At 66.8% G+C, this 26411-nt stretch carries 22 protein-coding genes; 8 read left to right on the forward strand and 14 right to left on the reverse strand.

Features of this window, described 5'->3' with window-relative positions; all coding sequences use genetic code 11:
- Positions 1-101: 101 nt before the first annotated feature.
- Positions 102-329 carry a DUF2007 domain-containing protein gene (locus ACOJTD_RS03755; RefSeq protein WP_420131591.1) on the reverse strand — a complete coding sequence of 76 codons (228 nt, stop codon included), beginning with the start codon at positions 327-329 and terminating at the stop codon, positions 102-104.
- Between the two features lie 225 nt (positions 330-554).
- Here ACOJTD_RS03755 and ACOJTD_RS03760 point away from each other — a divergent pair, with 225 nt between their 5' ends.
- The gene (locus ACOJTD_RS03760) at positions 555-1565 is read left to right on the forward strand and encodes a polyprenyl synthetase family protein (RefSeq protein ID WP_420131592.1); all 1011 of its coding nucleotides are present in this window, start codon (positions 555-557) and stop codon (positions 1563-1565) included.
- 270 nt (positions 1566-1835) lie between these two features.
- Here the strand turns inward: ACOJTD_RS03760 and ACOJTD_RS03765 are convergent, their stop codons facing one another.
- The 3 genes from ACOJTD_RS03765 to ACOJTD_RS03775 all read right to left on the reverse strand — a co-directional run bounded on the left by ACOJTD_RS03765 (position 1836) and on the right by ACOJTD_RS03775 (position 6591).
- Positions 1836-2735, reverse strand: a complete 900-nt coding sequence (locus ACOJTD_RS03765; protein ID WP_420131593.1) for a 4-(cytidine 5'-diphospho)-2-C-methyl-D-erythritol kinase — start codon at positions 2733-2735, stop codon at positions 1836-1838.
- Positions 2736-2904: 169 nt separating this feature from the next.
- Positions 2905-4683, reverse strand: coding sequence for a tetratricopeptide repeat protein (locus ACOJTD_RS03770; protein WP_420131594.1), 1779 nt, complete (start codon positions 4681-4683; stop codon positions 2905-2907).
- Positions 4684-4932: 249 nt separating this feature from the next.
- On the reverse strand, positions 4933-6591 hold the full coding sequence (locus ACOJTD_RS03775) for an electron transfer flavoprotein-ubiquinone oxidoreductase (RefSeq protein ID WP_420131595.1): 1659 nt from the start codon (positions 6589-6591) through the stop codon (positions 4933-4935).
- Between the two features lie 197 nt (positions 6592-6788).
- Between ACOJTD_RS03775 and ACOJTD_RS03780 the strand changes: the two genes are divergently transcribed.
- Both ACOJTD_RS03780 and ACOJTD_RS03785 read left to right on the forward strand, forming a co-directional pair.
- Entirely contained in the window at positions 6789-7631 is an 843-nt protein-coding gene (locus ACOJTD_RS03780; protein WP_420131596.1) for a uracil-DNA glycosylase, read from the forward strand.
- Between the two features lie 637 nt (positions 7632-8268).
- A complete protein-coding gene (locus ACOJTD_RS03785) occupies positions 8269-10299 on the forward strand; it encodes a TonB-dependent receptor (RefSeq protein WP_420131597.1) in 2031 nt (676 codons plus the stop codon).
- A 5-nt stretch (positions 10300-10304) separates the two neighbouring features.
- On the opposite strand, the gene ACOJTD_RS03790 is transcribed toward ACOJTD_RS03785, so the two are convergent.
- The 3 genes from ACOJTD_RS03790 to ACOJTD_RS03800 all read right to left on the reverse strand — a co-directional run bounded on the left by ACOJTD_RS03790 (position 10305) and on the right by ACOJTD_RS03800 (position 14059).
- On the reverse strand, positions 10305-11813 hold the full coding sequence (locus ACOJTD_RS03790) for a glycosyltransferase family 39 protein (RefSeq protein WP_420131598.1): 1509 nt from the start codon (positions 11811-11813) through the stop codon (positions 10305-10307).
- An 84-nt stretch (positions 11814-11897) separates the two neighbouring features.
- The gene (locus ACOJTD_RS03795; RefSeq protein ID WP_420131599.1) at positions 11898-12800 is read right to left on the reverse strand and encodes a ribonuclease HII; all 903 of its coding nucleotides are present in this window, start codon (positions 12798-12800) and stop codon (positions 11898-11900) included.
- 95 nt (positions 12801-12895) lie between these two features.
- The gene (locus tag ACOJTD_RS03800; protein WP_420131600.1) at positions 12896-14059 is read right to left on the reverse strand and encodes a PA0069 family radical SAM protein; all 1164 of its coding nucleotides are present in this window, start codon (positions 14057-14059) and stop codon (positions 12896-12898) included.
- 183 nt (positions 14060-14242) lie between these two features.
- Between ACOJTD_RS03800 and ACOJTD_RS03805 the strand changes: the two genes are divergently transcribed.
- The 4 genes from ACOJTD_RS03805 to ACOJTD_RS03820 all read left to right on the forward strand — a co-directional run bounded on the left by ACOJTD_RS03805 (position 14243) and on the right by ACOJTD_RS03820 (position 18132).
- Positions 14243-14806, forward strand: coding sequence for a glycosyl transferase (locus ACOJTD_RS03805; protein WP_420131601.1), 564 nt, complete (start codon positions 14243-14245; stop codon positions 14804-14806).
- Positions 14807-14957: 151 nt separating this feature from the next.
- A complete protein-coding gene (locus ACOJTD_RS03810; RefSeq protein ID WP_420131602.1) occupies positions 14958-15731 on the forward strand; it encodes an SAM-dependent methyltransferase in 774 nt (257 codons plus the stop codon).
- 60 nt (positions 15732-15791) lie between these two features.
- The gene (locus ACOJTD_RS03815; RefSeq protein WP_420131603.1) at positions 15792-17144 is read left to right on the forward strand and encodes an APC family permease; all 1353 of its coding nucleotides are present in this window, start codon (positions 15792-15794) and stop codon (positions 17142-17144) included.
- A gap of 64 nt (positions 17145-17208) precedes the next feature.
- A complete protein-coding gene (locus tag ACOJTD_RS03820) occupies positions 17209-18132 on the forward strand; it encodes a bifunctional helix-turn-helix transcriptional regulator/GNAT family N-acetyltransferase (protein WP_420131604.1) in 924 nt (307 codons plus the stop codon).
- A 153-nt stretch (positions 18133-18285) separates the two neighbouring features.
- Here ACOJTD_RS03820 and ACOJTD_RS03825 read toward each other — a convergent pair whose 3' ends face one another.
- The 4 genes from ACOJTD_RS03825 to ACOJTD_RS03840 form a co-directional block, all read right to left on the reverse strand.
- Positions 18286-19038 carry a CoA-transferase gene (locus ACOJTD_RS03825; protein WP_420131605.1) on the reverse strand — a complete coding sequence of 251 codons (753 nt, stop codon included), beginning with the start codon at positions 19036-19038 and terminating at the stop codon, positions 18286-18288.
- Positions 19035-19853, reverse strand: coding sequence for a CoA transferase subunit A (locus ACOJTD_RS03830; RefSeq protein ID WP_420131606.1), 819 nt, complete (start codon positions 19851-19853; stop codon positions 19035-19037). Before ACOJTD_RS03830 ends, ACOJTD_RS03825 begins: the two co-directional genes overlap by 4 nt.
- Positions 19854-19962: 109 nt before the next feature.
- Entirely contained in the window at positions 19963-20511 is a 549-nt protein-coding gene (gene moaB / locus ACOJTD_RS03835) for a molybdenum cofactor biosynthesis protein B (RefSeq protein WP_420131607.1), read from the reverse strand.
- Between the two features lie 135 nt (positions 20512-20646).
- A complete protein-coding gene (locus tag ACOJTD_RS03840) occupies positions 20647-21567 on the reverse strand; it encodes a neutral zinc metallopeptidase (protein WP_420131608.1) in 921 nt (306 codons plus the stop codon).
- A gap of 394 nt (positions 21568-21961) precedes the next feature.
- Between ACOJTD_RS03840 and ACOJTD_RS03845 the strand changes: the two genes are divergently transcribed.
- A complete protein-coding gene (locus ACOJTD_RS03845) occupies positions 21962-23095 on the forward strand; it encodes a site-specific DNA-methyltransferase (protein WP_420131609.1) in 1134 nt (377 codons plus the stop codon).
- 233 nt (positions 23096-23328) lie between these two features.
- On the opposite strand, the gene ACOJTD_RS03850 is transcribed toward ACOJTD_RS03845, so the two are convergent.
- The 3 genes from ACOJTD_RS03850 to mutY form a co-directional block, all read right to left on the reverse strand.
- Complete coding sequence (locus tag ACOJTD_RS03850) at positions 23329-24651, reverse strand: methyl-accepting chemotaxis protein (protein ID WP_420131610.1); 1323 nt, start codon at positions 24649-24651, stop codon at positions 23329-23331.
- The gene (locus ACOJTD_RS03855; RefSeq protein WP_420131611.1) at positions 24614-25150 is read right to left on the reverse strand and encodes a PAS domain-containing protein; all 537 of its coding nucleotides are present in this window, start codon (positions 25148-25150) and stop codon (positions 24614-24616) included. Before ACOJTD_RS03855 ends, ACOJTD_RS03850 begins: the two co-directional genes overlap by 38 nt.
- A gap of 129 nt (positions 25151-25279) precedes the next feature.
- Positions 25280-26398 carry an A/G-specific adenine glycosylase gene (mutY, locus tag ACOJTD_RS03860; protein WP_420131612.1) on the reverse strand — a complete coding sequence of 373 codons (1119 nt, stop codon included), beginning with the start codon at positions 26396-26398 and terminating at the stop codon, positions 25280-25282.
- Between the last annotated feature and the right edge of the window lie 13 nt (positions 26399-26411).

Below are 26411 nucleotides of genomic sequence, written 5' to 3' on the forward strand. Positions count from 1 at the left end.
CCGGCGACCGGCTGCCGGAGCCGCAGCCGTCCGCCGAGGAAGCCGTCCTCGGTGGTCGCCGCCCCCTCAGACATTGTCACGATCAGACATCGCCATCACGTTCAGACGTCGCCGCGGAGTTCGTGGGCGAGACCCGCGTCCGTCAAAACCTGACGCGCTGCTCGCACATCATCCGAATGGACGAGAACCCGCCGCGGAATCACCCCGACGGAGCCTTCCAGCACGCTCATGTTCTGGTCCATCACCAGATAGTCGATCTCGGCGCCGTCGAGCAGCGCGCCTATCGCCGAAAGCAGCACCACGTCATTGGTCCGCACCAGTTCCTGCAACCTTGCGCCTCCCCTGATCCCTGCATTATAGCTCCCCCCAATCGTCGCGGGCGAGCGGCACGTTTCGCGGCCGGTCCAGTCCCATGCTATAATGGGCGCCACGTCGAAGAGCGAAAAACGCCGGCCGCCGCGCATCGGCGTCCAAATTCGCCTCCGAACAACCTGATGAGGAGTTTTCGCGCGGACTCGCTTTGCCGAAAACCTCCGTGAATGTGGAGACCAAGCGTGGCCGTCATCGTACCCTTCGGAGGCCCTCCGTCCGCCTCGATCGACCAGCTGGTCGGACTCGTCGCCGCAGACATGGAGCGGGTCAACGCCACGATCCTGTCGCGGACCGGTTCGGACGTCACGATGATCCCCGAGGTGGCCAACCACCTGATCTCGTCGGGCGGCAAGCGGCTGCGGCCGATGCTGACGCTGGCGATGGCGAATCTGACCGGCTACGCCGGCGACGGCCACATCAAGCTCGCCGCCGCGGTCGAATTCATGCACACCGCGACGCTGCTGCACGACGACGTCGTCGACGAGAGCGAGATGCGCCGCGGCAAGAAATCGGCGCGGATGCTGTGGGGCAACGAGGCCAGCGTGCTGGTCGGCGACTTCCTCCTCGGCCAGGCCTTCCGGATGATGGTCGAAGTCGGGTCGCTGCGCGCGCTCGATATTCTCTCGGCCGCGTCGGCGACGATCGCCGAAGGCGAAGTGATGCAGCTCGCCGCCGCCAAGAACACCGCGACCACCGAAGACGAATATCTCGCGGTGATCCGCGGCAAGACCGCCGAGCTGTTCGCCGCGGCCTGCGAGGTCGGTCCCGCGATCGCGGAGCGGCCGAAGGCGCAGCAATCGGCCTGCCGGTCGTTCGGCATGAACCTCGGCATCGCCTTCCAGCTCGTCGACGACGTGCTCGACTACGGCGGCAAAGCCGCCAAGCTCGGCAAGAACGTCGGCGACGATTTCCGCGAAGGCAAGATCACGCTGCCGGTGGTGCTGGCGTTCCGCCGCGGCAACGACGCCGAGCGCGAGTTCTGGGTGCGGGCGCTGGAAAAGGGCGACATCACCGACGCCGATCTCGATCAGGCGATCGGATTGATGACCAAGCACCGCGCCCTCGAGGACACCATCCAGCGCGCCCACCACTACGGCGCGATGGCGGTCGACGCCCTGGCGCTGTTCCCGTCGTCGCCGATGAAGACGGCGCTGGAGCAGGTCGTGGCGTTCTGCCTGGCGCGGTCGCACTGAGCGAGGGCCGAGCCCGAACTCTCCACGCAGCAAGGCCGTCATCCCCCGCGCATGCGGGGGATCCAGTATGGCAGTGCGCTCAAGTTGAGCGAAGCGGTGCAGCTTGCGCTGTCCATCACATCGCAGCGCTCTGAGTACTGGGTCGCCCGGACGAGCCGGGCGATGACGTGGGAAGGTGCGGCGACGCGTCCTTTGGCGACCTCGAGATTCCGGCTTCGCGCAGCTTCGCTGCGCGCCTCGGAAACGAACTTAAACTCTTGCAGCTTCTGATCAGCTCAGCGCGCCGGCGTGGACCCACCAGCCGGGGTGCGCGGCCCGCAATGCATCGGCACCAGCCTTCGCATCTTCATCGCCCTCGAACAGCGCGAAGCAGGTGGCGCCGGAGCCGGACATGCGGGCGAGCTGCACGCCCGGCAGTGCGCCGAGCGCCTGCAGCACCTCGCCGACCACCGGCTCGACCTTGAGGGCCGGCGCCTCGAGATCGTTGGTCCCCCGCGTCACGGCCTTGATCCAGTCGGCGATCGATGCGCCGTCCTTCGGCCAGCCGGTCGAACTCAGCACATCGGCGATCCCGACATTGAGCTGACCGGCGCGCAGGCCGAGTGCGGTGAATACGTCCTTGGTGGCGACCGGCACGCGTGGATTGACCATCACGGCGGGCAGCCGCGGCAGCGGCAGCGGCGACAGGTTGTCGCCGACGCCGGTCATCACGCAGGGCTTGGATGGCAGGCAGACCGGTACGTCGGCGCCGGTCAACCGCGCGGCCTCGATCAGTCGCGGATCGTCGGAAGCGAGATCGTTGGCGCGGGCGAGCAGGCGCAGGGCCGCGGCTGCGTCCGCCGAACCGCCGCCGATACCGGCCGCGACCGGCAGGTGCTTGTCGAGCACGAAGGCGCCGGCACGCAGATTGGGGACGCGCTCCGCGAGCAGGCGCGTGGCCTTCAGCACCAGATTGTCGGCGGTATCGCCACAATCCTGCGCGCCGGGCCCGACGGTGACGAGGCTGAGATCTTCGCCGGTATGCAGCGTCAGGCGATCCGCGCAGTCGGCGAACGCCACGACGCTTTCGAGGTCGTGATAGCCGTCCACGCGGCGTCCCACCACGCGCAGCGTGAGATTGACCTTGGCGCGCGCCAGATCGCTCAACGTGACCGAAGAACCGTTACTCAATGAAGGCCCCCAAGCCCATCATCTTCAAAACCGGCCGAAGGAGCCGGACGCGCCGTCCGACCACAGGCGCCGCGGCGACGCAATCCAGCCTTTGTGCCAAATTCACTCGAAGCAAGACCGCCGCGAGCGCTTCGCCGTCCGGCGACGTGAGCGCTCGCCCGGCGGGCGGCTAGCCGCCCTTGCCGTCTTCCTTCTTCTTCTCGGCAGCCGCGGCCGACGAGGTGTCGTCCGGCAGGCCGTTGGCGAGCTTGGCCTCGATCTTCGGCAGCTCATCCGGATCGGGCTTGAGGTCGCGGGCATGAGCCCACTGGAAGCGCGCTTCCAGCGTGCGGCCGACGCGCCAATAGGCGTCGCCGAGGTGATCGTTGATGGTCGGATCTTCCGGCTTCAGGTCGATCGCCCGCTCCAGCGTCTTGACCGCTTCTTCGTAGTTGCCGATGCGGTAGTACGCCCAGCCGAGCGAATCGACGATGTAGCCGTCGTCAGGCCGCTGATCCACCGCGCGGCGGATCATCTTCATCGCTTCGTCGAGATTGATGCCCTGGTCGATCCAGGAATAGCCGAGATAATTGAGGACGTGCGGCTGCTCCGGCTGCAGCGACAGCGCCTTCTTCATGTCGACTTCGGCCTTGGCCCACTGCTTGGAGCGCTCCTCGCAGATACCGCGGAAGTAGTAATAGACCCAGCTGTTCTTTTCGGCGCCGGTGAGCGCGTCGATGCCCTGCGAGTAGGTCACCGCGCAGTCGGCGAACTTCTTGCGGCCGCGCTCGATATTGCCCAGCGCCATGATCGCTTCGAGGTCCTTGTTGTCCTCGGAGAGCACCGTCTTCAGGAGCTTGATCGCGTCGTCGCTGCGATCGCCAGCGTCGAGATCGGTCGCAAGCTGGATCTGGGCGTTGCGCTTCAGCGGCGAGCTCGCCGGCACGCGCTCATAGACCTTCACGGCCATCGCCGGCTTCTTCACCGACTCATACAGGTCGCCGAGCGCCAGCAGCGCCAGCGCGTGATCGGGCTGCAGGTAGAGCGCGAGCTGCAGATAGACCAGCGCCAGATCCTCGCCGCCGCGGCGGGTCAGCGACGCGCCGATGCCGTACAGCGCCTCGGCGGCACCGGCCTGCGGACTATCGACCAGCGGCGACAGCTTCTTACCGGCGCGCACTTCGCGCAGGCCGTCGATCACCAGCGGATGGCGCGACAGCTTCTTGTCGAAATTTTCATAGACGGCGGCCGCGGCGGCCTCGTCCTTGTTGCGCGACAGCCAGCGCGCATAGGCGTCCATCACCCGAAGCGCCGAATCGTCGAGCTTGTAGGCGCGTTCGAAGCGGACGCCGGCGTCCTTCTGCTTGTTGGCGAGTTCGAGGATCATGCCCGAATGCAGATCCTTGAAGATCGGGTACCATTCCGGACCGGCGAGCTTGTCGATATTCGCCACCGCGCCCTTGACGTCGCCCGAGCCCTCCATCGCCCAGCTCGCCAGCAGCGTGGCGACCAGATCGGTAATCGGGCCACGCACCGACAGATTGATGTTCTGAACCGCGGAGGCGTACTTCTTGGTCTTGAGGTCGCGGACGCCGAGCACGAGGCGCGCCACGCGATTGGTCTTGTCGATCTTGAGGATGCGATCGGCGAGCTTCACCGACTCCTCGATATTGCCTTCCGCCAGCGATGCGATGAAAGCGCGGTCGAGCAGCTCATTGTTCTTCGGGTCGGTCCGCAGCGCCGAGCGATAGAACGCAGCGGCCGCCGCCGCGTCGCGTTCGACGCTGGCGTGGCGGGCCGCCAGATAGCTGCCGGCCGTGGTCATCGACCGCAAGTCGTGGCTGGTCGGGAATTGGGCGGAGTTGTCCGCCGGATGATCCGGGGTCTGCGCCAGCGCCTGCCCGCCAAGCGGCAGAGCCGCGACGGTCAGGGCGACGGCCATCGAGCGACGGAATCGATGAAGAAGCATCAAGTTGCCTAGCTCCAGGAAAGGGCTCGGATGTCCCGGCCGCCGAGCCGGCAGCGTCTGGCCAATGACAATGCCGGTTTTGGCGCCCAACCGCAAGGATCGGCCCCCGGCACGCATCGCACCGGCCGCCCCGCAAAGTGTCGCGGCGCGGCCCTCGATCGGATTGAGACGGTGGCAACATGGCAGGATCGTGACCGGAGCCGGCTTCAAGCAGCGCGGCCGCTCACGTCCTCGTGGTCAAAGACCTTCTTACATGCCCTGATAATTCGGTCCGCCGCCACCTTCCGGCGGGACCCAGGTGATGTTGCCGTTCGGATCCTTGATGTCGCAGGTTTTGCAGTGGACGCAGTTCTGCGCGTTGATCACGAAGCGCGGGCCGGTCGGCTCCTCGACCCACTCGTACACAGCGGCCGGGCAATAACGTCCCGACGGACCGGCAAAGACGTCGTGCTCCGACCTCTTCTGCAGCTCCATGTCGGCGACCTTGAGGTGCACCGGCTGGTCTTCCTCGTGGTTGGTGTTCGACAGGAACACCGAAGACAGCCGGTCGAAAGTCAGCTTGCCGTCGGGCTTCGGGCCGGGATGCGGCTGGTGCGACTTGGCCGGGTCGAGCGTCGAGCGATCGGGCTTGCCGTGCGACAAGGTTCCGAACACCGAGAAGCCGAGAGTCGAGCACCACATTTCGAAGCCAGCGAGCACCACGCCGACAGCGGTCCCGAACTTCGACCACAGCGGCTTGACGTTGCGGATGCGGAACAAATCGCGGCCGATCGCGGAGTCGCGCCACGACTCCTCGTAGCTCGCCACCTCGTCGTTGCTCCGCCCCGCAGCCAGCGCCGCGGCGACGTGCTCAGCCGCGAGCATGCCGGAGCCGATCGCGTTGTGGACGCCCTTGATACGCGGCACGTTGACGAAGCCGGCCGCGCAACCGATCAGCGCGCCGCCCGGGAAGGTGAGCCGCGGCACCGACTGCCAGCCGCCTTCCGTGATTGCGCGCGCGCCATAAGAGATGCGCTTGCCGCCCTCGAACAGCGGCGCGACCGACTTGTGGGTCTTGAACTTCTGGAACTGCTCGAACGGCGACAGATAAGGATCGTCGTAGTTCAGATGCACCACGAAGCCGACCGCCACCAGATTGGTGCCGTAGTGATACAGGAAGGAGCCGCCGCCGACGTTGTTGCTGAGCGGCCAGCCGAACGAGTGCGCGATCTGGCCCTTGCGGTGCTTGGCGGGATCGATCTCCCACACTTCCTTCAGGCCGATGCCGAACTTCGGCGGATCGCTGTCCTTGTCGAGCTTGTACTTGGCGATCAGCTGCTTCGACAGGCTGCCACGCGCGCCTTCGGCGAACAGCGTGTACTTGCCGAGCAGTTCCATGCCGCGGGTGTAGGAGTCCTTGGGCTGCCCGTCGCGGCCGATGCCCATGTCGCCGGTGGCGACGCCGCGCACTTCGCCATTGTCGCCGTACAGCACTTCGCTCGCGGCGAAACCCGGATAGATCTCGACGCCCAGCTCTTCGGCCTTCGGGCCGAGCCAGCGGCACAGATCGCCGAGTGAGCCGATGAAATTCTTGTGGTTGTCCAGCATCGGCGGCACCATGATGTTCGGTACCTTGAAGGCCTTGTCGCCCGTCATAACGTAGAAGTGGTCGTCGACGACCTGGGTCTTGAGCGGGCAGCTGTCGTCCTCGCGCCAGCTCGGCATCAGCTTGTCGAGGGCCGACACGTCGATCACCGCACCAGACAGGATGTGGGCGCCGACTTCCGATCCCTTCTCGACCACCACGACCGACAGTTCCGGATTGAGCTGCTTGAGGCGGATCGCGGAAGACAATCCCGAGGGGCCCGCACCCACGATCACGACGTCGAATTCCATGGACTCGCGGGGCGGCAGCGTCTCGTCGCTCATCTATTTTCTCGCAGGGACAGTCTTGAACGTTTCCAGCCGGTGTTCTTTCTTATTTTTCCCGGAAGGACAACCACCCAAATGTACCTGCCAGCCCATCGTTCCGGCTTTCATACCGCGTTTTTCTCGGGCACAGTTCGCTGTGCGAAACCTTCGGCGCCATCAGGTCGCCTCTTCATCCCGCATCGATCGCCAAATCCATGACGCCTGAACCCGCGCCGAGCCTGCGACAATTGCTGGCGTTCTACCTTGATGCCGGGGTGGACTGCGCACTCAACGACGAGCCGATGAACCGGCTGCTGGACGAGGAGATCGTCGCGCCGGCGCGGGCCGAGGTTCGTGATGCCCCGCCGCGTGACGAGGCCAGACGGGCGCCGGTGCCGCCGCCTGCCCCGCGACCCGGTGCCGCGCCCCCCTCACCGGATGCTGCGATCGTGTCGGCCCGCGAGGCAGCCGCCACGGCACCGACGCTCGACGCCTTGCGCGCATTGATGGAACAGTTCGAGGGATGCGCGCTACGATCGACGGCGACGCGCCTGGTGTTCGCGGACGGCAACCCGCAAGCGCGCCTGATGCTGGTCGGCGAAGCGCCGGGCCGCGACGAGGACATCGAGGGACGTCCGTTCGTCGGCCGCTCCGGCAAGCTGCTCGATCTGATGCTGGCGGCGATCGGGCTCGACCGCAGCAAGGTGTACATCGCCAACGTGATCCCGTGGCGGCCGCCGGGCAACCGCACGCCGACGCCGCAGGAGATCCAGATCTGCCTGCCCTTCATCCAGCGCCAGGTCGAACTGGTGAACCCGGACATCGTGATGACGCTCGGCAATCCGGCGACGCAGACTCTGCTGCAGACGCGCGAGGGCATCATGAAGTCGCGCGGACGCTGGACCGACTACAACACCGGCACGCGCACCATCCGGGCGATCGCGACATTCCATCCCGCTTATCTGCTGCGCTCGCCCGCCTACAAGCGCATGACCTGGATGGATTTGCGCGCGGTGGCGCAGGCGCTCGACAGTAGCGCCGACAAGGCTGCGAGCTGATCCGCGCGCTGCGCAGGTCACGCGAACGATCTGCCGCCCATCATCGCAAAAGATAGAAACAATCCAAACTGGCCTCCGACGGATTGACGTTGTTACGTGGGTACCGCATCAAGACGCGGGGCTGGGGCGACGATTAGTTCATGAAAGATGAGCTGGCCGGGCCGCGCGAGTCCGCGTCACCAGACGCAGGTGTCGTTTCGTTCGGGGACTTCGCTGCAGCGTGTCCTCGCTGATCAGCATTGCGAATGCGCGAGCTGTAGCTCGCGCACGTTATGAACGCTGCGTCGTGACGAACCGGTGGCGACCGCTACCGTGACTTCACCCGATAGCTGCGCCTGCGACCGCAACTATCACTTGCATCTCACCACAACGGCTCCGGCCGGTATCAGGATTGTCCATGTATCGTTGCCGAGCGCTTGGCGGCGTGAGCCTGCTTGTCCTCTTCGCATCGCTGACGGCCGCGCCGTCCGTGTCTCGTGCCCAGACTGCCGCAGCGGGCGAGATGCTGCCGCCGGTCTCGGTCGACGCACCGCGTGCGCCACGCGCCAAGCCGGTAGTGGCACGCAGAAGCGGTGGTGCGACGGCGCGACGGCAAGCCACCCGCGCGACGCCTACTGCCGCTCAGCCGGCCGCCGCCGTGGTTCAGCCCAGCACGGCCTCCGATGCGAAGCGGCCCGCCGCCTTCGCGGGCGGCCAGGTGGCGCGCGGTAGCCGGCTCGGCATGCTCGGCAACACCGACACCTTCAAGTCACCGTTCGCGACGGCGAGCTACACCAACGGCGCAATCCGCAACCAGCAGGCCTCGACCATCGCCGACGCGCTGCTGCTCGATCCGTCGGTGCGGGTGACCAGCCCGTTCGGCGGCATGGTCGATTCGTTCTACATCCGCGGCTTCCCGATCGCCGAAGGCACCGCGGGCGAAGTCGCGTTCGACGGTGTCTATGGGATCGCGCCGAACTTCCGCACCTTCAACGATTATGTCGAGCGGATCGAAGTTTTCAAAGGTCCGGCCGCGATGCTGTCGGGCGTGTCGCCGAACGGCGGCGTCGGCGGCGTCATCAATGTGGTGCCGAAGCGCGCCGAAGCCGATCTCAGCCGTATCGGCGTCGGCTATGTGTCGAACGGCTTCGTCAGCACCAATGTCGACGTCGCGCGCCGCTTCGGCGAACAGCGCGAATTCGGTCTGCGCTTCAACGGCCGCATCGGCGGCGGCGATACGGCGGTCGATCGGCAGTCCGATCGCCTGCAGGTCGGCTCGCTGGCGTTCGACTATCAGGGCGAGCGCTATCGCACCTGGCTGTACGGCTTCACCCAGAACGAACACATCAAGGCGCCGGTGCGGCCGTTCACGATCTCCAGCGGGCTGCAGATCCCGACGGCGCCGAGCGCGACCAACAATCTTACGCAGTCCTGGGAATGGTCGAACGTCCGCGAATCCTCGCTGCTGTGGAAGAACGAATTCGACCTGACCGACAGCGTCACGGTGTTCGGCAATGTCGGCGGCTCGAATACCAATGCGGAGCGATTCTTCGGCCTGCCGAACATCGTCAACGCGCGCGGCGACACCTCGACCACGCCGCAATACTACAATCTCGACGTCAACCGCTTCACCGTCGACGGCGGCGTCCGCGCCAAATTCGACACCGGCTTCATGCAGCACGCAGTGGTGTTGCAGGCGTCGCATTATCAGGACGAGCAGTATCGCGCGCTCCCGGCCGGCAAGGCTTATCTGTCCAACATCTACGCGCCGGTACTGCAACCGGAACAGAGCTACACCATTCCGGCGTTCAAGCCGCGGCTGTCCGACACCACGCTCAACGGCGTCGCACTGGCCGATACGATGTCGGTGCTGAACGAACGCGTGCTGCTGACCCTCGGCGTCCGCCAGCAGCAGGTGATCGCGCATAACTTCTCAACCACCACCGGGGCGCAGACCTCGTCCTACGACAAATCGGCGACGACCCCGATGGCCGGCATCGTGGTGCGGCCGATCGAGCATTTGTCGCTCTACGCCAACTTCATCGAAGGGCTCAGTCGCGGCGATGTCGCGCCGATCACCGCGAGCAATTCCGGCGAAGTGCTGGCGCCCTATCGCACCAAGCAATACGAGACCGGCGCCAAGCTCGATCTCGGCCGGATCGGCGCGACGCTGGCGTTCTTCCAGATCACCAAGCCGAACGGCGAGCTCAACAACGGCGTGTACTCGGCCAGCGGCGAGCAGCGCGTGCGCGGCACCGAGCTCAGCCTGTTCGGCGAGATCGCGCCCGGCGTCCGCACCGTCGGCGGCGTGACGCTGTTCGACGGCGAAGTGACGCAGACCGCGACCGCGGCGAATGTCGGCAAGACGCCGATCGGCGTGCCGAGCGTCCAGATCAACATGACGGGCGAATGGGACGTGCCGATGCTGGCCGGCACGACGCTGACCGGTACGGTGGTTCACACCGGCCGACAGTTCGTCAACGGCAGCAACACGCAGATGCTGCCGGCCTGGACCCGCGTCGACCTCGGCGCGCGCTACGTCACCGCGATCGAAGGCCGCAAGACGACGTTCCGCGCGACCGTTCAGAACGTCGGCGGCACGAACTATTGGGCCAGCGTCGCTTCGTTCGGCACCTTCGCGCTCGGCACGCCGCGGGTCTATCTGCTGTCGCTGGACGTCGAGCTGTAAGCCGGTCAGCGCCCGCGTGGACGCACGATCGCCCAGCCGATGCGCAGCAGCGGCTGGCGGCCGTTGATCAGCCGGTCGAACGGGCGCGGCAGTTCGGGCACGATCTCGGGAAAGCGCGCGAGGATCTCGGCCGGCGGCTTGCCGGCGGTGTCGGCGGCGCGCCAGACCACGACGCCGCCATGCTCCCGGAACGTGTCGGCCGTCACCCATGGCGTTCGCGCCGGGGTGGCATCGAGAAACAGATGCGGCCGTGACGGCCCCATCGCGATCAGCTCGGCGAGTTCCGGATCGCCCGCCACAGCCGGCAGCGGGCGCCCGGTGCGGCGCTCGAAACTCTCGCCGAAATAGCGCGCAATGTCCTTGGCGGGCAGCGATGTCTGAAGGCTGGTCGGGCTGAGCCAGGGCTGCACGATCGCGCCCAGCACGACCACCGCCGCAGGCGCCGCAACCAGCGCGGCCCACGCAGTGCGCAGCACGCGCTGCCGGCGCAGATGGATCTCGTCGCCGGTCGCCATCACCACCGCGAGCCCGACCATCAGCAGCGCGATGCCCGCCCCGCCGATGACATGGGACAGCCCGAACACGCCCGCTGCCAGGCAGCCGAGCAGCGCCGGCGCCACCGCGAACACGTAGACGAAAAGCCGCGCCAGCGGATCGACCGGGGCGCGGACCACCGAGGGCGCATCGTCCGGCCGCGGATCGAACCGGCGGGTATTGAGCAGAACCAGCAGCACCACGCCGCCGAGCGCCAGCACGAGACCGCCGAACAGCTCGGCGCCCAGCCTCGCACGACCGGCCAGATCGGCGGGAGCGGGCAGCGGCGGCAGGGCGAATAGATCGGCGCGCATCAGCCAGATGCCGTAGGGCAGCACGAGCACCGCCACCACCAGCAGGGCGAACAGCGGATCGAGCGACAGCAACGCGCGGCGGCCACGCGCCGTCGCGAGCGCAAAGCCGATCGGCAGCAGCAACAGCACCGGTGCCGCCACCGTGGTCAGTAGCAGAAGACCGATCTCGATCGAGAGCGCGAACCATGCGCTGCGGCGACCGCGTCCGATCACCTCCCAGCCGTGCCACAGCACCAGCGCCCAGAGCGGCCGTGCGAGCACCAGCGGTCCGAACTCGACGCCCGGGGACGCGAAAGCGGTGATGGTCGAGGTCAGCACCACCGCGATCACAGCATGCTGCGGCCCGACCATGCTGCGGGCCAGCTTGAACAACGCGTAGAAGGTGACCGCGAAGCATAGCTGCGCCAGGATATAGACGCCGATGATGTGGCCGCCGGCGGCGCGGAACGCGATGTCGGCCAGCCAGAATGCCAGCGGCGGCCCGAGATCGCTGCCGACCTGATACTCGCGGCCATAGGCCAGCACGGTGGCAATGTCGCCGGGCGGGCTCGCGTAGAACAGGACCGGCACCAGCACCCACAGCAGCGCCTGCGCTGAGACCACCAGCCAGAACACCAGCCGCGGCCGGGCGCGGATCAGTTCGATGATCAGGGAAGCGAAGCGCATAGCGGCCCAGCGGAGTTCGGTCCGCTCGTGATAGAGCCCGCCGTCACCCCAGGCAACCGGCTTGGCCGCCTCCGGTTGCGTTGCTCAGGCGGAAGCTGCGAGCCCGGCCTCGGCGGGCGAATCGAACAGATCGCCGCTGACGGCAGGCAGTTCGACCGGGACGCCTTCGATCTTGCGCCACGCCGCGGCCACCGGCGCGAAGAACCGGCGGTGATGCACGGTCGGGCCGAGCCGCGACAGCGCATCGAGATGTTCGGGCACACCGTAGCCCTTGTGCGACTCGAAGCCGTAGCCAGGGCACTCCTGCGCCAGCCGGCACATCAGCCGGTCGCGGGTCACCTTGGCGATGATCGAGGCCGCCGCGATGGAGGCAATCAGACCGTCGCCGCCAATCACCGCCTCGCTCTCGCAGCGCGTCGCCAGCCGATCGCGACCGTCGACGAAGACATGCTGCGGTAGATCCGGCAGCGCATGGACGGCGCGGGTCAGCGCCCACAGCGAAGCGCGCAGGATGTTGTCGCGGTTGATCCGCTCCGGCGAGGCCGACACCACCGAGACCTGCGCGGTGGCGCAGATTTCCTCGAACAACTCCTCGCGGCGCTCGGCGCTCAGCCGCTTGGAATCGTCGAGCCCCTTCGGAACGCGCTTGGGATCGAGCACCACAGCGGCTGCGACCACGGGACCAGCCAGCGGCCCACGACCGGCTTCGTCGCAACCGGCGATCGGCCATATCCCCTTCTTGATCAGCGCCCGCTCGCGCCGAAAGCTCGGGGGCGCCACGGCGATCACGCCCTTGCCGAGGCCCTTGGCGGGCAATGGCTTGGGCGCCGAAGGCTTCGAAGCCGAATGCTTGCCCACGGCGGCTTTCGAAGCTGAAGCTTTGACAGTCACCTTTCCAGCCGCCGCCTTCGCGGCGCGCTTGGGCGCTCCGGCGAGCGGCAGGGTACCGGCCTTGGCCTTGCTGGGCTTCTTCGCATCCCGAATCATGCGGCGATGCTGCGGGCAGGCACCGGCACGCGCAACCGGAAATCCCGCGCCATGCCCGCAATTCAACGCGAGCGGGTTCCGGCAGCAGACAATACCTAGAACAGACTCAGCTGCTGCCCCGCCCGCTCCGGCTTGGCGAAATGATCCAGCGTCAGCTTGGATCGGCGCTTGTTCAGGCCGAGCCGCGCGCAGGCGGTTTCGAAGCGGCGGCCGATCATCCAGGCCATCGGGCCGGTGCCCTTCATCCGCGTGCCCCATTGCGAATCGTAGTCACGACCGCCGCGCATCTCGCGGATCAGCGTGAAGACGTGACGATAGCGATCCGGATAGTTGGCCATCAGCCATTCGCGGAACAGGTCCCGCACTTCGAGCGGCAGCCGTAGCATCACGTAGCTGGCTTCCTTCACGCCGGCATGCGCGGCGGCGTCGAGGATGCGCTCCATTTCCATGTCGTTGAGCGCCGGGATCACCGGCGCCACCATCACGGTGGTCGGAATGCCGGCCTCGGCAAGCCGCTTCAGCGCTTCGAGCCGCTTCTCAGGCGCTGAGGCCCGCGGCTCCATCGTCCGCGCCAGCTTCGGGTCGAGCGACGTCACCGACAGCGCCACCTTGGCGAGCTGGCGCTTGGCCATCCGCGCCAGGATGTCGATGTCGCGGGTGACCAGCGCCGATTTGGTGACGATGCCGACTGGATGCCCGGTCTTCTCCAGCACTTCGAGAATGCCGCGCATGATCTTCCGCTCGCGCTCGATCGGCTGATACGGATCGGTGTTGGTGCCGATCGCGATCATCTTCGGCTCGTATTCGGCAGCCGCCAGTTCCTTCTCCAGCAGCGCGGGCGCGTCCGGCTTGGCGAACAGCCTCGATTCGAAATCCAGTCCCGGCGACAGCCCGAGATAGGCATGGGTCGGCCGCGCGAAGCAGTACACGCAGCCGTGCTCGCAGCCGCGATACGGATTGATCGAACGGTCAAAGCCGATGTCCGGCGACTCGTTGCGGGTGATAACCTTGCGGGCGGTGTCGAGGCCGACCGTGGTCTTGAACGGCGGCAGGTCGTCGAGGCTCTGCCAGCCGTCGTCGAAGGCGACGCGCGCCTCGGCCTCGTAGCGGCCGCTGTCGTTGGACTGCGCGCCGCGACCGCGGCGGCGCTGCTTGTCGATCGCCACCTCGATGGCGGGAAAAGGGGAAGGTGCGCCCGCCGGCTCGGAGGGCGCCGTGACCGGCGGGCGCTTGAGGGCACTGCTGGATGCTCTGCTCATGCGAGCGAAGATAACTACACCAAAGAACAAATCAAGAACATAATTGAGACGTCCACGACCACACGTGAGACCAGCAGGATTGCGACCTGCAACGAGGGCCGAACACCGTAAATCCTGGCTGATTTCGCCGCGCCGAGGTGTTAAGCGTGCGCAACACCGTCGCAGCCAGGTCATCCAGCCGACATGTTGAGCGTCATCATCCCCACCGATGGAGTCGAACGGACCGCCGTCGCCACGTTGGCGGCGCTGGTTCCCGGCGCTGCGGCGGGCGTGATCCGCGAAGTGCTGCTGGTCGACCGCAAGAACGACGGGGTGATCGAACGCGTCGCCGACGTCGCCGGCTGCGGCTTCCTAGCCGTCGATGGCAGCCGCGCCGCCGCGCTGGCGGAAGGCGCCCGACGCTCGACCTCGCCCTGGCTGATGTTTTTGCATGCCGGCGCTGTGCTCGACTCCGGCTGGATCGAGGAGACGACGCAATTCATCCAGGGCGTCTCGCTCAGCGGCCATCCGCGCGCCGGCATCTTCCGCTACGCGCGCTCGCCTTACGCCGAGCCAAGCTGGGCGGAGACGTTCCGCACGCTGCGCCGCCAGCTTGCCGGCCCGCGCGCCGATCAGGGCCTGCTGATTGCCCGCGAGCATTACGACAAGCTCGGCGGGCATGATCCCGAGCGCTCCGAAGGCCGGCTGCTGCGCCAGCTCGGCCGTTCATCGCGCACCCTGCTGCGCAGCCGCATCGTGCTGGTCTAAGCACACGCGTCCAGCTTCCGGACTAACCCGTTTACAGCGCGTCGATAGCACGCGCGTCAAAGCGCGGGTGGCAATCGGCCACGCCGCTGCGCTGGATCGGTCGCGGCAGTGCTGTGTTTGGTCGGCGGGCTGGCACACAGGGACCGATTTCATGCAGCACGCTCTGATCCGCAGCTTCGCCGGCGCCGCCGCGGTGCTCCTCGCCAGCAGCCTTCCGTCCACCGCGCAGACGCCGGACGTGCACTACGTGCCGACGCCGCAGGATGTCGTCGACCGGATGCTGCAGCTGACCGAGCCGAAGCCGGGCGACTATTTGATCGATCTCGGCTCGGGCGACGGCCGCATTCCGGTCACCGCCGCCCAGCGCTACGGCCTCAACGCCCAAGGCGTCGACATCGACCCGGTGCGCATCACAGAAGCGGAGGCCAACGCCAAGGGCGCCGGCGTGCAGGACAAGGTGAAATTCGTCCGCGCCGATCTGTTCGAGACCGAGATCGGCAAGGCCGATATCGTCACGCTGTATCTGCTCGAGACGCTGAACGCCAAGCTGCGGCCGCGGTTGCTGAGCGAGTTGCGGCCCGGCACGCGCGTGGTGTCGCACACCTTCTCGATGGGCGACTGGACCGCCGACAAGCACGAGAAGGTCGGCGGCCGCGACGTGTACTTCTGGATCGTGCCGGCGCGCGTCGAGGGCGCCTGGCGACTGCACAATGGCGAGCGCACCGTCGATCTGCAGTTGAAGCAGACTTATCAAACCGTCAGCGCCACGGCGACGATCGACGGCCAGCCGCTGCCGATCGAGGCCATCAGCCTGCGTGGCGCAGAGCTGAGCTTCCGCATCGCCGGGCAGGACTATCGCGGCAAGGTGGACGGCAACGCGCTGGTGCCGTCCGGCGGCGGCGACTGGCGCGCCGAGCGCATCTGATCGCGCCGACCTCCTCGTTCTCAACGGCGGCCGTCACGGCGCCTCATCAGGAGCCCCGTGATGGCAGAGACGAACCGCACCGCTGCCCCGCAAGCGACGCTGTCGCCGCTCGACGGCATCGCCATGATCGTCGGCATCGTAGTCGGCATCGGGATATTCAAGACCCCATCGCTGGTCGCCGCCAATGTCGGAAGCGAGACCGCGTTTATCGCGCTGTGGCTGGTGGGCGGATTGATCACGCTGGCGGGCGCGATGGTCTATGCCGAACTCGCAGCTCGCTATCCCAGCGCCGGCGGCGAGTACACGTTTCTGGATCGCGGCCTCGGCCGCAACGTCGCGCTGCTGTTCGCCTGGGGCCGGATCTCGATCATCCAGACCGGCGCGATCGCCGCGGTAGCCTTCGTGTTCGGCGATTACGCACAGGCGGTGCTGCCGCTCGGCCCGTCGGGCGTTGCGATCTACGCCGTCGTGGCACTGGTGGCGATGACGGCCGTCAATCTCCGCGGTACGCATCTGGGCAAGACCGCGCAGAACCTGCTCAGCGCCCTGACTCTCCTGGTGATCCTGCTGATCATGCTGGCGGCCGTGCTACTGGCGCCGGAACAGCAGCCGGCAACGCCAGCAAGCGACACAACCAGCGGCAGCGCAGCGGGCGGCGCGGCCGGGCTGGCGATGGTCTTCATTCTGCTCACCTACGGCGGCTGGAACGAAGTCGCCTACATCTCGGCCGATGTCCGCAACGGCCGCCGCAACATGATCCGTGTGCTGCTGTTCGGCACACTGGCGATCACCGCGATCTATCTGCTCACCAATCTCGCCTATCTGCACGTGCTCGGCTTCGAAGCGATGCGGGCCTCGGACGCGGTTGCGGCCGATGTGATGCAACTCGCCGCCGGCGACACCGGCGCGCTGCTGCTCAGCCTCACCGTCTGCCTCGCCGCGCTCAGTACGCTCAACGCCTCGATCTTCACCGGCGCGCGTGTGTATTTCGCGCTCGGCTCCGATCTGCCTGCGCTACGCCGGCTCGGCGCCTGGGATCCGGACGGCAACCATCCGCGCCGCGCCATGCTGATCCAGAGCGCCGTCGCGCTGCTGCTGATCGGGTTCGGCGCGATGCAGCGCGACGGCTTTCAGGCGATCGTCGAATACACCGCACCGGCTTTCTGGCTGTTCATGCTGCTGGTCGGCATCTCGTATTTCGTGCTGCGCCGCCGGCTCGGAGGACCGAGGCTGCTCGCCGTGCCGCTGTATCCGCTGATCCCGGCGCTGTTCTGCGCGGCCTGCGCCTATCTGGTCTATGCAAGCCTGATGCATACCGGGCTCGGCGCGCTGATCGGCGTCGCCGTGCTGCTCGCCGGCGTGCCGCTGATCGCGCTGGCCCGGCGCCGCAGCGCCCTGATGCCCGCGGAATGACCGCCACAAATAATACTTGCCGAAAGCAACCGTTTGCCTGACTATAGCAACCATAGAGGTTGCCATGTCGAAATCCGTTGCCGCCGACCAGATCGCCGCCGTCCGGGAGTTCAACCGATTCTACACCCGCCACCTCGGCGTGCTCGCGCAGCATCTGATGGACAGCCCGTATTCGCTGACGGAAGCGCGGGTGCTGTATGAGCTCGCGCATCGCGAGGCGCCGCTCGCCAAGGAGATCGGCGCCTCGCTCGGGCTCGACGCCGGCTATCTCAGCCGGATCGTGCAGAGCTTTGCCGACGCCGGGCTGGTCAAACGCACCCCCTCCCACTCCGACCGGCGGCAGCATCTGCTGGCGCTGACCGCCAAAGGCCGCGCCGCCTATGCGGACCTCGAGCGGCGCTCGGTGCGGGATATGGGGACGATGCTCGCGCAGGTGCCGGAGGCCGAGCGGCCGCGGCTGACGGCCGCGATGGCGACGATCGAGCGGCTGCTCGACGGCCGGCCGGCTGCGGCGCCGATCCTGCGCAGCCCGCGGCCGGGCGATATCGGCTGGGTGGTGCAGAGCCACGGCGCGTTCTACGCCGCCGAATACGGCTTCGACGCTTCGTTCGAGGCGCTCGTCGCCGAGATCGCCGGGCAATTCCTCGCCTCCTACGATCCCGGCCGCGAGCGCTGCTGGATCGCCGAACATAACGGCGCGCAGGCCGGCTCGCTGTTCCTGGTTCGGGACAGCGACGATGTCGCCAAGCTGCGGCTGCTGCTGGTGACGCCGGAGGCGCGCGGTCATCGGCTCGGCGACAGGCTGCTGAGCGAGGCAATCGGATTCGCGCGGCAGTGCGGCTATCGCAAGGTCACGCTGTGGACACAGAGTATCCTGATCGCCGCGCGCCGGCTCTATCAGAACGCCGGGTTCGAAATGGTCGACTCCGAACCCCATCGCAGCTTCGGCCAGAACCTGATCGGCGAGACCTGGGAGCTGCGGCTGTGATCCCGCCGCGTCGCGACCAGCCGCGGCGCGTCACCTCCGAGCTGATCGCGTTCCACGCTCGTCGTGGACGCGCGCTACGGCGCGCCGCGATCAATGCCGCGGTCCGCGCACTGCTGATCGGCCTGCTCGGCGCAGCCCGATGGCTGATCGCGCTCAGGCGGCGCGATCAGCGACCAATGTCTCGGCGAATTGCGGATAGCACTCGGCAAGCTCGCCGGTGACGCGACCGCGCAGCAGCGCCAGAGTTTCAGCGTCCGGCTCCGGCGTCGCCGGCACGTTGGCCGGCGCATCGTAATCGAAGCCGGTCGCAGCGCGGACGTCCTCGGCGGTATGGCCGCGATGCACGCTGCGTAGGCGAAAACGCTTCTTGTCCTTGTCGAAGTCGAACAGCGCCAGCGAGGTCAGCAGCGCGTGCGGCCCGCCGGTGCGGTGAATGCCTTCGCTCGATCCCGGTGCGCTGACGAAATCGACTTTATCGACCAGCACGCGCGGAGAATGCTCCTCGCGAAACAGGATCACGCGCGGGATCAGGTAGTACATATAGGCCGAGCCGAACGAGCCCGGCCAGCGCACGGTGCTGGTCGGGTAATCGCCTGTGCCGACCAGATTGATGTTGGCCTGGCCGTCGATCTGCCCGCCGCCGAGAAAGAACGCGTCGACGCGGCCCTGCGCGGTGGCGTCGAACAGCTCGAACGAGCCGTTGGTGAAGAAGTTGTGCTCGCGCGAGCCGAGCACGATGACGCGCACCCGCTCGCGGCCGCGCTGTTCATTGCGCGCCCGCAGCAGCATCGCGCCGGCCGCCGGGATCGGCGACGAAGCGCCGACCGCGACGGTGCGGACGCCGTCGAGCAGGTCGGCGATGGTGGCGATCAGGATTTCGCGCGTGGTTGCTGGCGCCGTGCTCATGCCACCGCCTCGAAGCGCTGGGCGAAGCCCTTCATGTAAGCCGCAAAGCCGTCGACCGAGCGGGCCATCTTGGCGTAGCGCGCGACTTCGGCCGTATCGGTGGCGTATTCGCCGGCGAGGCCGATCGGCCAGGCGCCCTGCTTGGCTTCGGCGATGGCGCCGACATACAGCGCGGGCAACACGCCCGCGGCGGAGCGCTCGTCAGCCAGCAGCGAGGTCTCGACGATGCGCTCGACCGTGACCAGCGCGGTCTTCGCCGCATAGGCCATCGCGGCGAGTTCGGCCTGCCGGCCGATCCGCACATTGCCGAAGCGATCGGCCTCGCGGGCGTGAAACAGCGCGACGTCCGGCCGGATCGCCGGCACCACGACGATCGGATCATCCGGCGCAAACGGATTGTCGATCACCTTCCAGTCCGGCCGCATCTTCAGCACGTCGCTGCCGATAATGCCGCGGATCGGCATGAACGGCACGCCCTTCTGGCCGGCGACAAGGCCAGCCAGAATTGCCGGGCAGGTCGCGTCCATCATCTTGAACGCGCCACTGCGGATGCCATCCGCGAAGCGCGGCGCGCCGCCGGCTTCACCCAGCGTCACCGCGCTGGTCTCGAGCGTGCCGACGCAACCGGCGCCGATCAACATGTCGGCCTGGATGCCGCTGATCGGAACGCAAACGAGGTGGAGGTTCTTCGGGCCTGCGGCGATCAGCGCAGCGGTCGCGGTCATCGCCGGCCCAGCATTGTCGGCGCCGAGCGCCACCGTCATGCCGTCCTTGATCTCTGCAGCCAGCGCTTCGAGCGAAACGATCTCTCCCACCGCGTCCTCCATTTCATCGCGCGGAGTTTTTCCGGCGCGTGTCGTTGGCGGCGATGGTTTCGCGGTGACCGGCGCCTGTCAAGGCGACGCGCCAGCGCGCAGCTATGCGTCAGCTCTTGCTGCGGCGCAGATGTTCGTCGAGTCGCGGCATGATCTCGACGAAGTTGCAGGGCCGCGTGCGATAGTCGAGCTGCGCGGCGAGAATGCCGTCCCAGCCGTCGCGGCACGCGCCCGGCGATCCCGGCAGGCAGAAGATATAGGTCGCGCCGGCAACGCCCGCGGTCGCGCGCGACTGGATCGTCGAGGTGCCGATCTTGCCGTAGCTCATCATGTGGAAGGCGATCGAGAAGCCATCCATCCGCTTCTCGAACAATGGCTCGATCGCTTCCGGCGTGACGTCGCGGCCCGTGAACCCCGTGCCGCCCGTTGTGATGATCGCATCGACACCATCGTCCGCAATCCAACGCCGGATGATCGCCCGGATCGCCTCGACGTCATCAGTCACGATTTCCCGCGCGGCGAGGTTATGTCCCGCCGCCATCGCCCGCTCCGCCAGCGTCGCGCCCGATTTGTCGTCCTCGAGCGACCGCGTATCCGACACGGTGAGGATCGCGATGTTGAGGGGAATGAACTGCTTTGGTTGATCTTTGCTCGCCATAACGCCCATCGAACCCATGTCATCGTTATGGCCGGGCTCGTCCCGGCCATCTACGTCTACGCTTCATCGGAAAACGTGGATGCCCGGCACAAGGCCGGGCATGACGAGCCTAACACGTACTGAGCCGAACCAGGCCTACAGCTTCTCCGCCGCGAACGTGTTGCAGGCCTGCACGGTGCCCTGTTTGTAGCCGGTCATAAACCAGCGTTTGCGCTGTTCGGCGGAGCCGTGGGTGAAGGAGTCGGGTACGACTTCGCGGCCGGCCTTGCGCTGCAGCGTGTCGTCGCCGATCGCGCTCGCGGTGGTCAACGCGGCGTCGATGTCGCCGTCCTCGAGGAAGTTCGGGCGCTTCTTTTCTTCCTTGTTGACCCAGACGCCGGACAGACAATCCGCCTGAAGCTCGACGCGGACCTGCAGCGCATTCGACTCGGCGCGCGAGCCGGCCTGCTCCTGCAGCCGCGTCACGCGCGGCAGGATGCCGAGCAGGTTCTGGACGTGATGGCCGGCTTCGTGCGCGATGATGTAGGCCGCGGTGAAGCGACAGGCGCTGCCGGAGCAGCCGTGGAAGCGCGTCTCGACCTGCTTGAAGAAATTGGTGTCGATGAAGATCTGCTTGTCCGGCGGACAATAGAACGGCCCCATCGCCGACTGCGCCATGCCGCAGCGCCCGCCATTGGTCGAATCGCGGAACAGCACGATCTTCGGGCCCACATAGGTCTGGCCGTTGGCCTTGAAGATTTCGGTCCAGCGATCGTCGATCTCGCCGAGCACGCCGGAGATCATCTTGCCCATGTCGTCGGTCGGCGCGCCCTGCTTGCCGGGCGAAGAGCGCTCGGTCTGATAGCTTCCGCCGCCGTTGCCGGTAAGGATCTCGGCGCCGCCGATCAGCAGCCGCGGATCGATGCCGAACGCCCAGCCGACCAGGCCGAGCACTACGATGGTGCCGATGCCGAGGCCGCCGCCGCCCATCGGAAAGCCGAAGCCGCCACCGCCTCCGCCGCCACTGTCGCGGCGGTCGTCGATATTATCGCTATGACGGAAATCGTCGTCACGCATCAGCCTGTCCTCGGGTCCAAATCAGTGGGGCCAACTCGCAGATTCACGTCGTCTGTTTCGCGCCGGCAACCGGCATCACGAAATTCCGACAATTAGAATTAACCCGCCGGGCAAATATTGCCTAGTGCACAGATCATCGGTCGGCGGCCTCGAACGCGCACGCAACAACCTTCCGATCGGCGCACGTGACGACCGGGCAACCGGAATGATGTGCAACTTAGACCCTCGCGTAGGAACAAACAGCGTCCTGAAGAACCGCGAGCGCTCGTAGTGGTTCCAGCCGACATTTCGATTTCAATTAAGTCGATTTTTACTTTGCCGGGCCAATGTGTCGTCAGTCGGTTGTTTAGTCCCGCGTCTCCGACGGCGTCACATGAGTCAGGTTAGTTGAGTCATGGTTGTGTCGCGTCGCGGGGCGTCTGCAAAGGCGCCCCGCACTCAATTCCAGTATGAGCCCGAGAGCAACATCATCGTTGGCGACTGCGTCGCCGAGATGGAAAAGCTCCAGGCGAAGTCGGTCGATCTGGTGTTCGCCGATCCGCCGTACAATCTGCAGCTCAAAGGTGCGCTGAAGCGTCCCGACGAATCGGAAGTCGACGCCGTCGACGACGATTGGGACAAGTTCGATTCCTTCGCTGCCTATGACAACTTCACCCGCGCGTGGCTGCTCGCCGCGCGGCGGATCATGAAGCCGTCGGCGACGATCTGGGTGATCGGCTCGTACCACAACATCTTCCGCGTCGGCGCCATCATGCAGGACCTCGGGTTCTGGCTGCTCAACGACATCGTCTGGCGCAAGACCAATCCGATGCCGAACTTCCGCGGCCGGCGGTTCACCAACGCGCACGAGACCATGATCTGGGCGGCGCGCGACGAGAATGCCAAGGGCTACACCTTCAACTACGAGGCGCTGAAGGCCTCTAACGAAGACGTGCAGGCACGCTCCGACTGGCTGATTCCGCTGTGCACCGGCGACGAACGGCTGAAAGGCGCGGACGGCAAGAAGGTTCATCCGACGCAGAAGCCGGAAGGCCTGCTGGCGCGCGTGCTGCTGAGTTCGTCGAAGCCCGGCGATCTGGTCGTCGATCCGTTCAACGGCACAGGCACGACCGGCGCCGTCGCCAAGCGCCTGCGCCGCAACTACATCGGATTCGAGCGAGAGCGGGTTTACGCCGACGCGGCGCGCAAGCGCATCGATGCGGTCGAGCCGCTGGCGGAAGACACGCTGAAGCCGTTCGTCACCGCGCGCGAAGCGCCGCGCGTGGCGTTCTCCGAGTTGATCGAACGCGGCATGATCGCGCCCGGCGCCAAGCTGGTCGATTCGAAAAAGCGTCACGGCGCATTGGTCCGCGCCGACGGCGCCATCATGCTGGGCGACAAGGTCGGCTCGATCCACCGCATCGGCGCAGTGGCGCAAGGCTCCGAAGCCTGCAACGGCTGGACGTTCTGGCACGTCGAGACCAGCCAGGGCCTGCGCCTGATCGACGACCTCCGCGCCGAAGTCCGCAGCGCGATGGCGGCGGGCTGAGCCCGCTTCGCTTCGTCGAAAGCCTGCCGCACGAAATCATCCTTCGAGACGCCCGGCTTCGCCGGGCTCCTCAGGATGAGGTTCCTGCGTTGTTACTTCCGACAAAAGGCACAGCCCTCGTGGTGAGGAGGCGCGCAGCGCCGTCTCGAACCATGAGTTGATCGGGCACGCGGTCGCCACCCTTCGACGCCGGACGCACCACTGCTTTTCAGCGTGCACCCATCAGACAGCGCTCACGCCGCGCTCTGCCGAATCAGATCCTTGCGCACCTGACCGAGATAGCCGCGGATCTGCTCGGCCAGCGTTTCAGAATTGGTCGACAGATGCGTCGAGGCCGTCATGGTCGATTCGGCGTAGCGCTCGGTGTCGCGGGCGTTCGACGCGATGGTCTGGATGTCGGTGGCGATGTCGCTGACAACCGCGAAGGCCTGCTCGATGGTGCGGGCGATGTCGGCGGTCGCGTCCGACTGCGCTTCGGCCGCGCCTGCGACCTTGGTGGTGATGGCTTCGACTTCGGTCATCACCGCGCCGATCTCGTTGATCGACTGGCTGACCACATCGGCGGCGCCGTGGACGTGATCGACCTGGGATTCGATCTCGCCGGTGAACTTCGCGGTCTGCTCGGCCAACGCCTTGACCTCCTGGGCGACGACGGCGAAGCCCCGCCCCGCATCGCCGGCGCGCGCCGCCTCGATCGTCGCATTCAACGCCAGCAGATTGGTCTGGCTGGCGATCGCCTCGATCGACTTCACCACCTCGGCGATGCGCTCGGCGACGCTGCGCAGTGCCGCGACGTTGCTGGTCGCTTCCGACACCCGCACCACCGCGCGGCCGACGATCTCGGCCGAATGCGCCACATCTGATCCGACCTGCCGCGCGCTCTCCGAGAGTCCCGCGGTCGCGTCGGCAACATGCCGCATGTTGCCGCTGGCCTGCTCGGACGCCGCCGCGACGGCGGTCAGCCGCTCGCGCGTGGTCGAAGCGCCGCTGGTGAGATGGCGCGCGGTTTCTCGCATGTCGTTGCTGTCGGCGTCGAGTGAAACGACCACGGTGCTGACCGCGTCTTCGAGCTTGCCGGCCTGCTGTTCGAAGCTGAGGATCCGGCTTTCGAGGCTATCGGTCGCGGCGTTGATGGTGTTGGCGCCGCGCAGCAGCGCGCCGTGCAGACCGCCCGGCAGGATGCGGCGGAAATAGCGGCGCTGCTGCACCGCGTCCATCGCGGCCGTCGCTTCGCGCACGAAGGCGTCGCAGCCATCGATCATGTCGTTGACGGTGAGCACCAGTTCGCCGGTGCGGCCGCCGTCGTCGACATGCAGCACGCGCGCTTCGAAATCGCCGGCGGCGATCCGCTTGCACACGTCGCAGGCCTGATCGATCAGCCGCGCCGCCCGGCCGACGCTGAGCAGGCCGAGTATCGCCGCCAGCAGTCCGACCGCCTGCACGGCGAAGGCCGAGATCACAAAGCCGAACCAGTGCAATGCCGCCGCGATGATCGACGCGGCGATGACGAGTGTGAGGCTAAGCTGCGCTCGCGAGAGCGAACATGAGTTCGTCATAAGAGACCTTCTGGGAAGCAACGAAATCCGTCAGCGCGCGCATGCCGGCTTCGACCGCGTCCTTGCCGTTGACGTGGCTCTGCTCGGTCTTGAGCACCCGCGCATAGAGCGGCGCGATCGCGCTGGCGATCACCTTGGGATCCGGCGTGCGGCGATTGGAGTGATAACCGATGATCTTGCCGCTCGTATCGAACGACGGCGTGACATGCGCGAACACCCAGTAATGATCGCCGTTGCGCGCCATGTTCTTGACGTAGCCGAAGATCTCGCGGCCCGCCGCGATCGTCTCCCAGACCAGGCGAAACACCGCGCGCGGCATGTCGGGATGACGGATGATGCTGTGCGGCTGGCCGAGCAGTTCGTCTTCGGAATAGCCGGCGATGTGGCAGAAGGTGCGGTTCGCGTAGGTGATCCGACCCTTGAGATCGGTCTTCGAAACGATCAGTTCGCCCGGCGGAAAGTGCACTTCTTTGCCGGTCGGGCGGATATTGACGGCCATCGAGACTCTCCGATGGATGGCGAGAATTTGCCTGTCATTACGATCCGCGATTTAAGCAGTGATTAAAGCACCGAACCGAATACCGTTCGAATGCAACCGACCGGTAGTCTTACCGGCCCGCAATCGGGATTAGTCGAGCGCATGCGCCAGCACCTTGCGCATCAGATTCGGCAGCGCCTCGCTGTCAACGGTGGCGATCTTCACCCAGCGCATCCCGGCCGGCGCCCGCGTGCCGCTCGGCGCCTGCGCGGTGTAGACCACGAGTTCGAGCGGGAAGTGCGTGAACACGTGCGTGACGACACCCAGCTTGCGATGCCACCGCGTCACGCCGTTGATGTGCGGCGCCTGCGCACGCGCGTTGTCATCGCTGTGCCCCGCAAGCCAGTCGGAATTCGGCACTTCGGTCATGCCGCCGAGCAGGCCCTTGGCTTCGCGCGTCCGCACCAACACACAGTCGCCGCGTGTCACCACGAAAGCGGCGCCGCGGCGTAGTTCGCCGGTTTTCTTCGGCGCCTTGCGCGGAAACGTCTCGGCATCGCCGCGCAGCCGCGCCGTGCAGCCCTCCATGAACGGGCACAGCGCACAGGCCGGCTTCTTCGGCGTGCAGATCGTGGCGCCGAGATCCATCAGCGCCTGCGCGCTGTCGCCGGCGCGGCTTGGCCCGAGCAACGTCTCGGCCAGCGCCTTGATGCGCGGCTTGGCCTTCGGCAACTCCTCCTCGACCGCGAAGAGCCGCGACACCACGCGTTCGATATTGCCATCGACCGGCATGGTGCGGCGGCCGAACGCGATCGCGGCGATCGCCGCAGCCGTATAAGGCCCGACGCCGGGCAGCGCGCGCAGGCCCTCTTCCGTGTCGGGAAAACGGCCTCCGTGCTGCGTCGCCACGGCGACCGCGCAGGCGTGCAGATTGCGCGCGCGCGAGTAGTAGCCGAGACCGGCCCACATCCGCAGCACGTCGTCGAGCGAGGCGGCGCCGAGATCGGCCACGCTCGGCCAGCGCGCCAGGAACTTGGCGAAATACGGGCCGACCGCGCGCACGGTGGTTTGCTGCAGCATGATTTCGGACAGCCACACCGCGTAGGGATCGGCCGGGGTGCCGGCGGGTGGGCGCCACGGCAGCGTGCGGCGATGGCGATCGTACCAGGCGAGCAGCGCCGCCGGGCGGCCGGCCGGGCCGGTCGCGCTGTCGTGCTCTGTGATGACCGGGGATTGTTTCCGCCGCGGCTTGGCGCCTGCTAGACTCATGGGCCGTATCGTC

Source organism: Rhodopseudomonas sp. (assembly GCF_048594845.1).
Taxonomy (GTDB): domain Bacteria; phylum Pseudomonadota; class Alphaproteobacteria; order Rhizobiales; family Xanthobacteraceae; genus Rhodopseudomonas.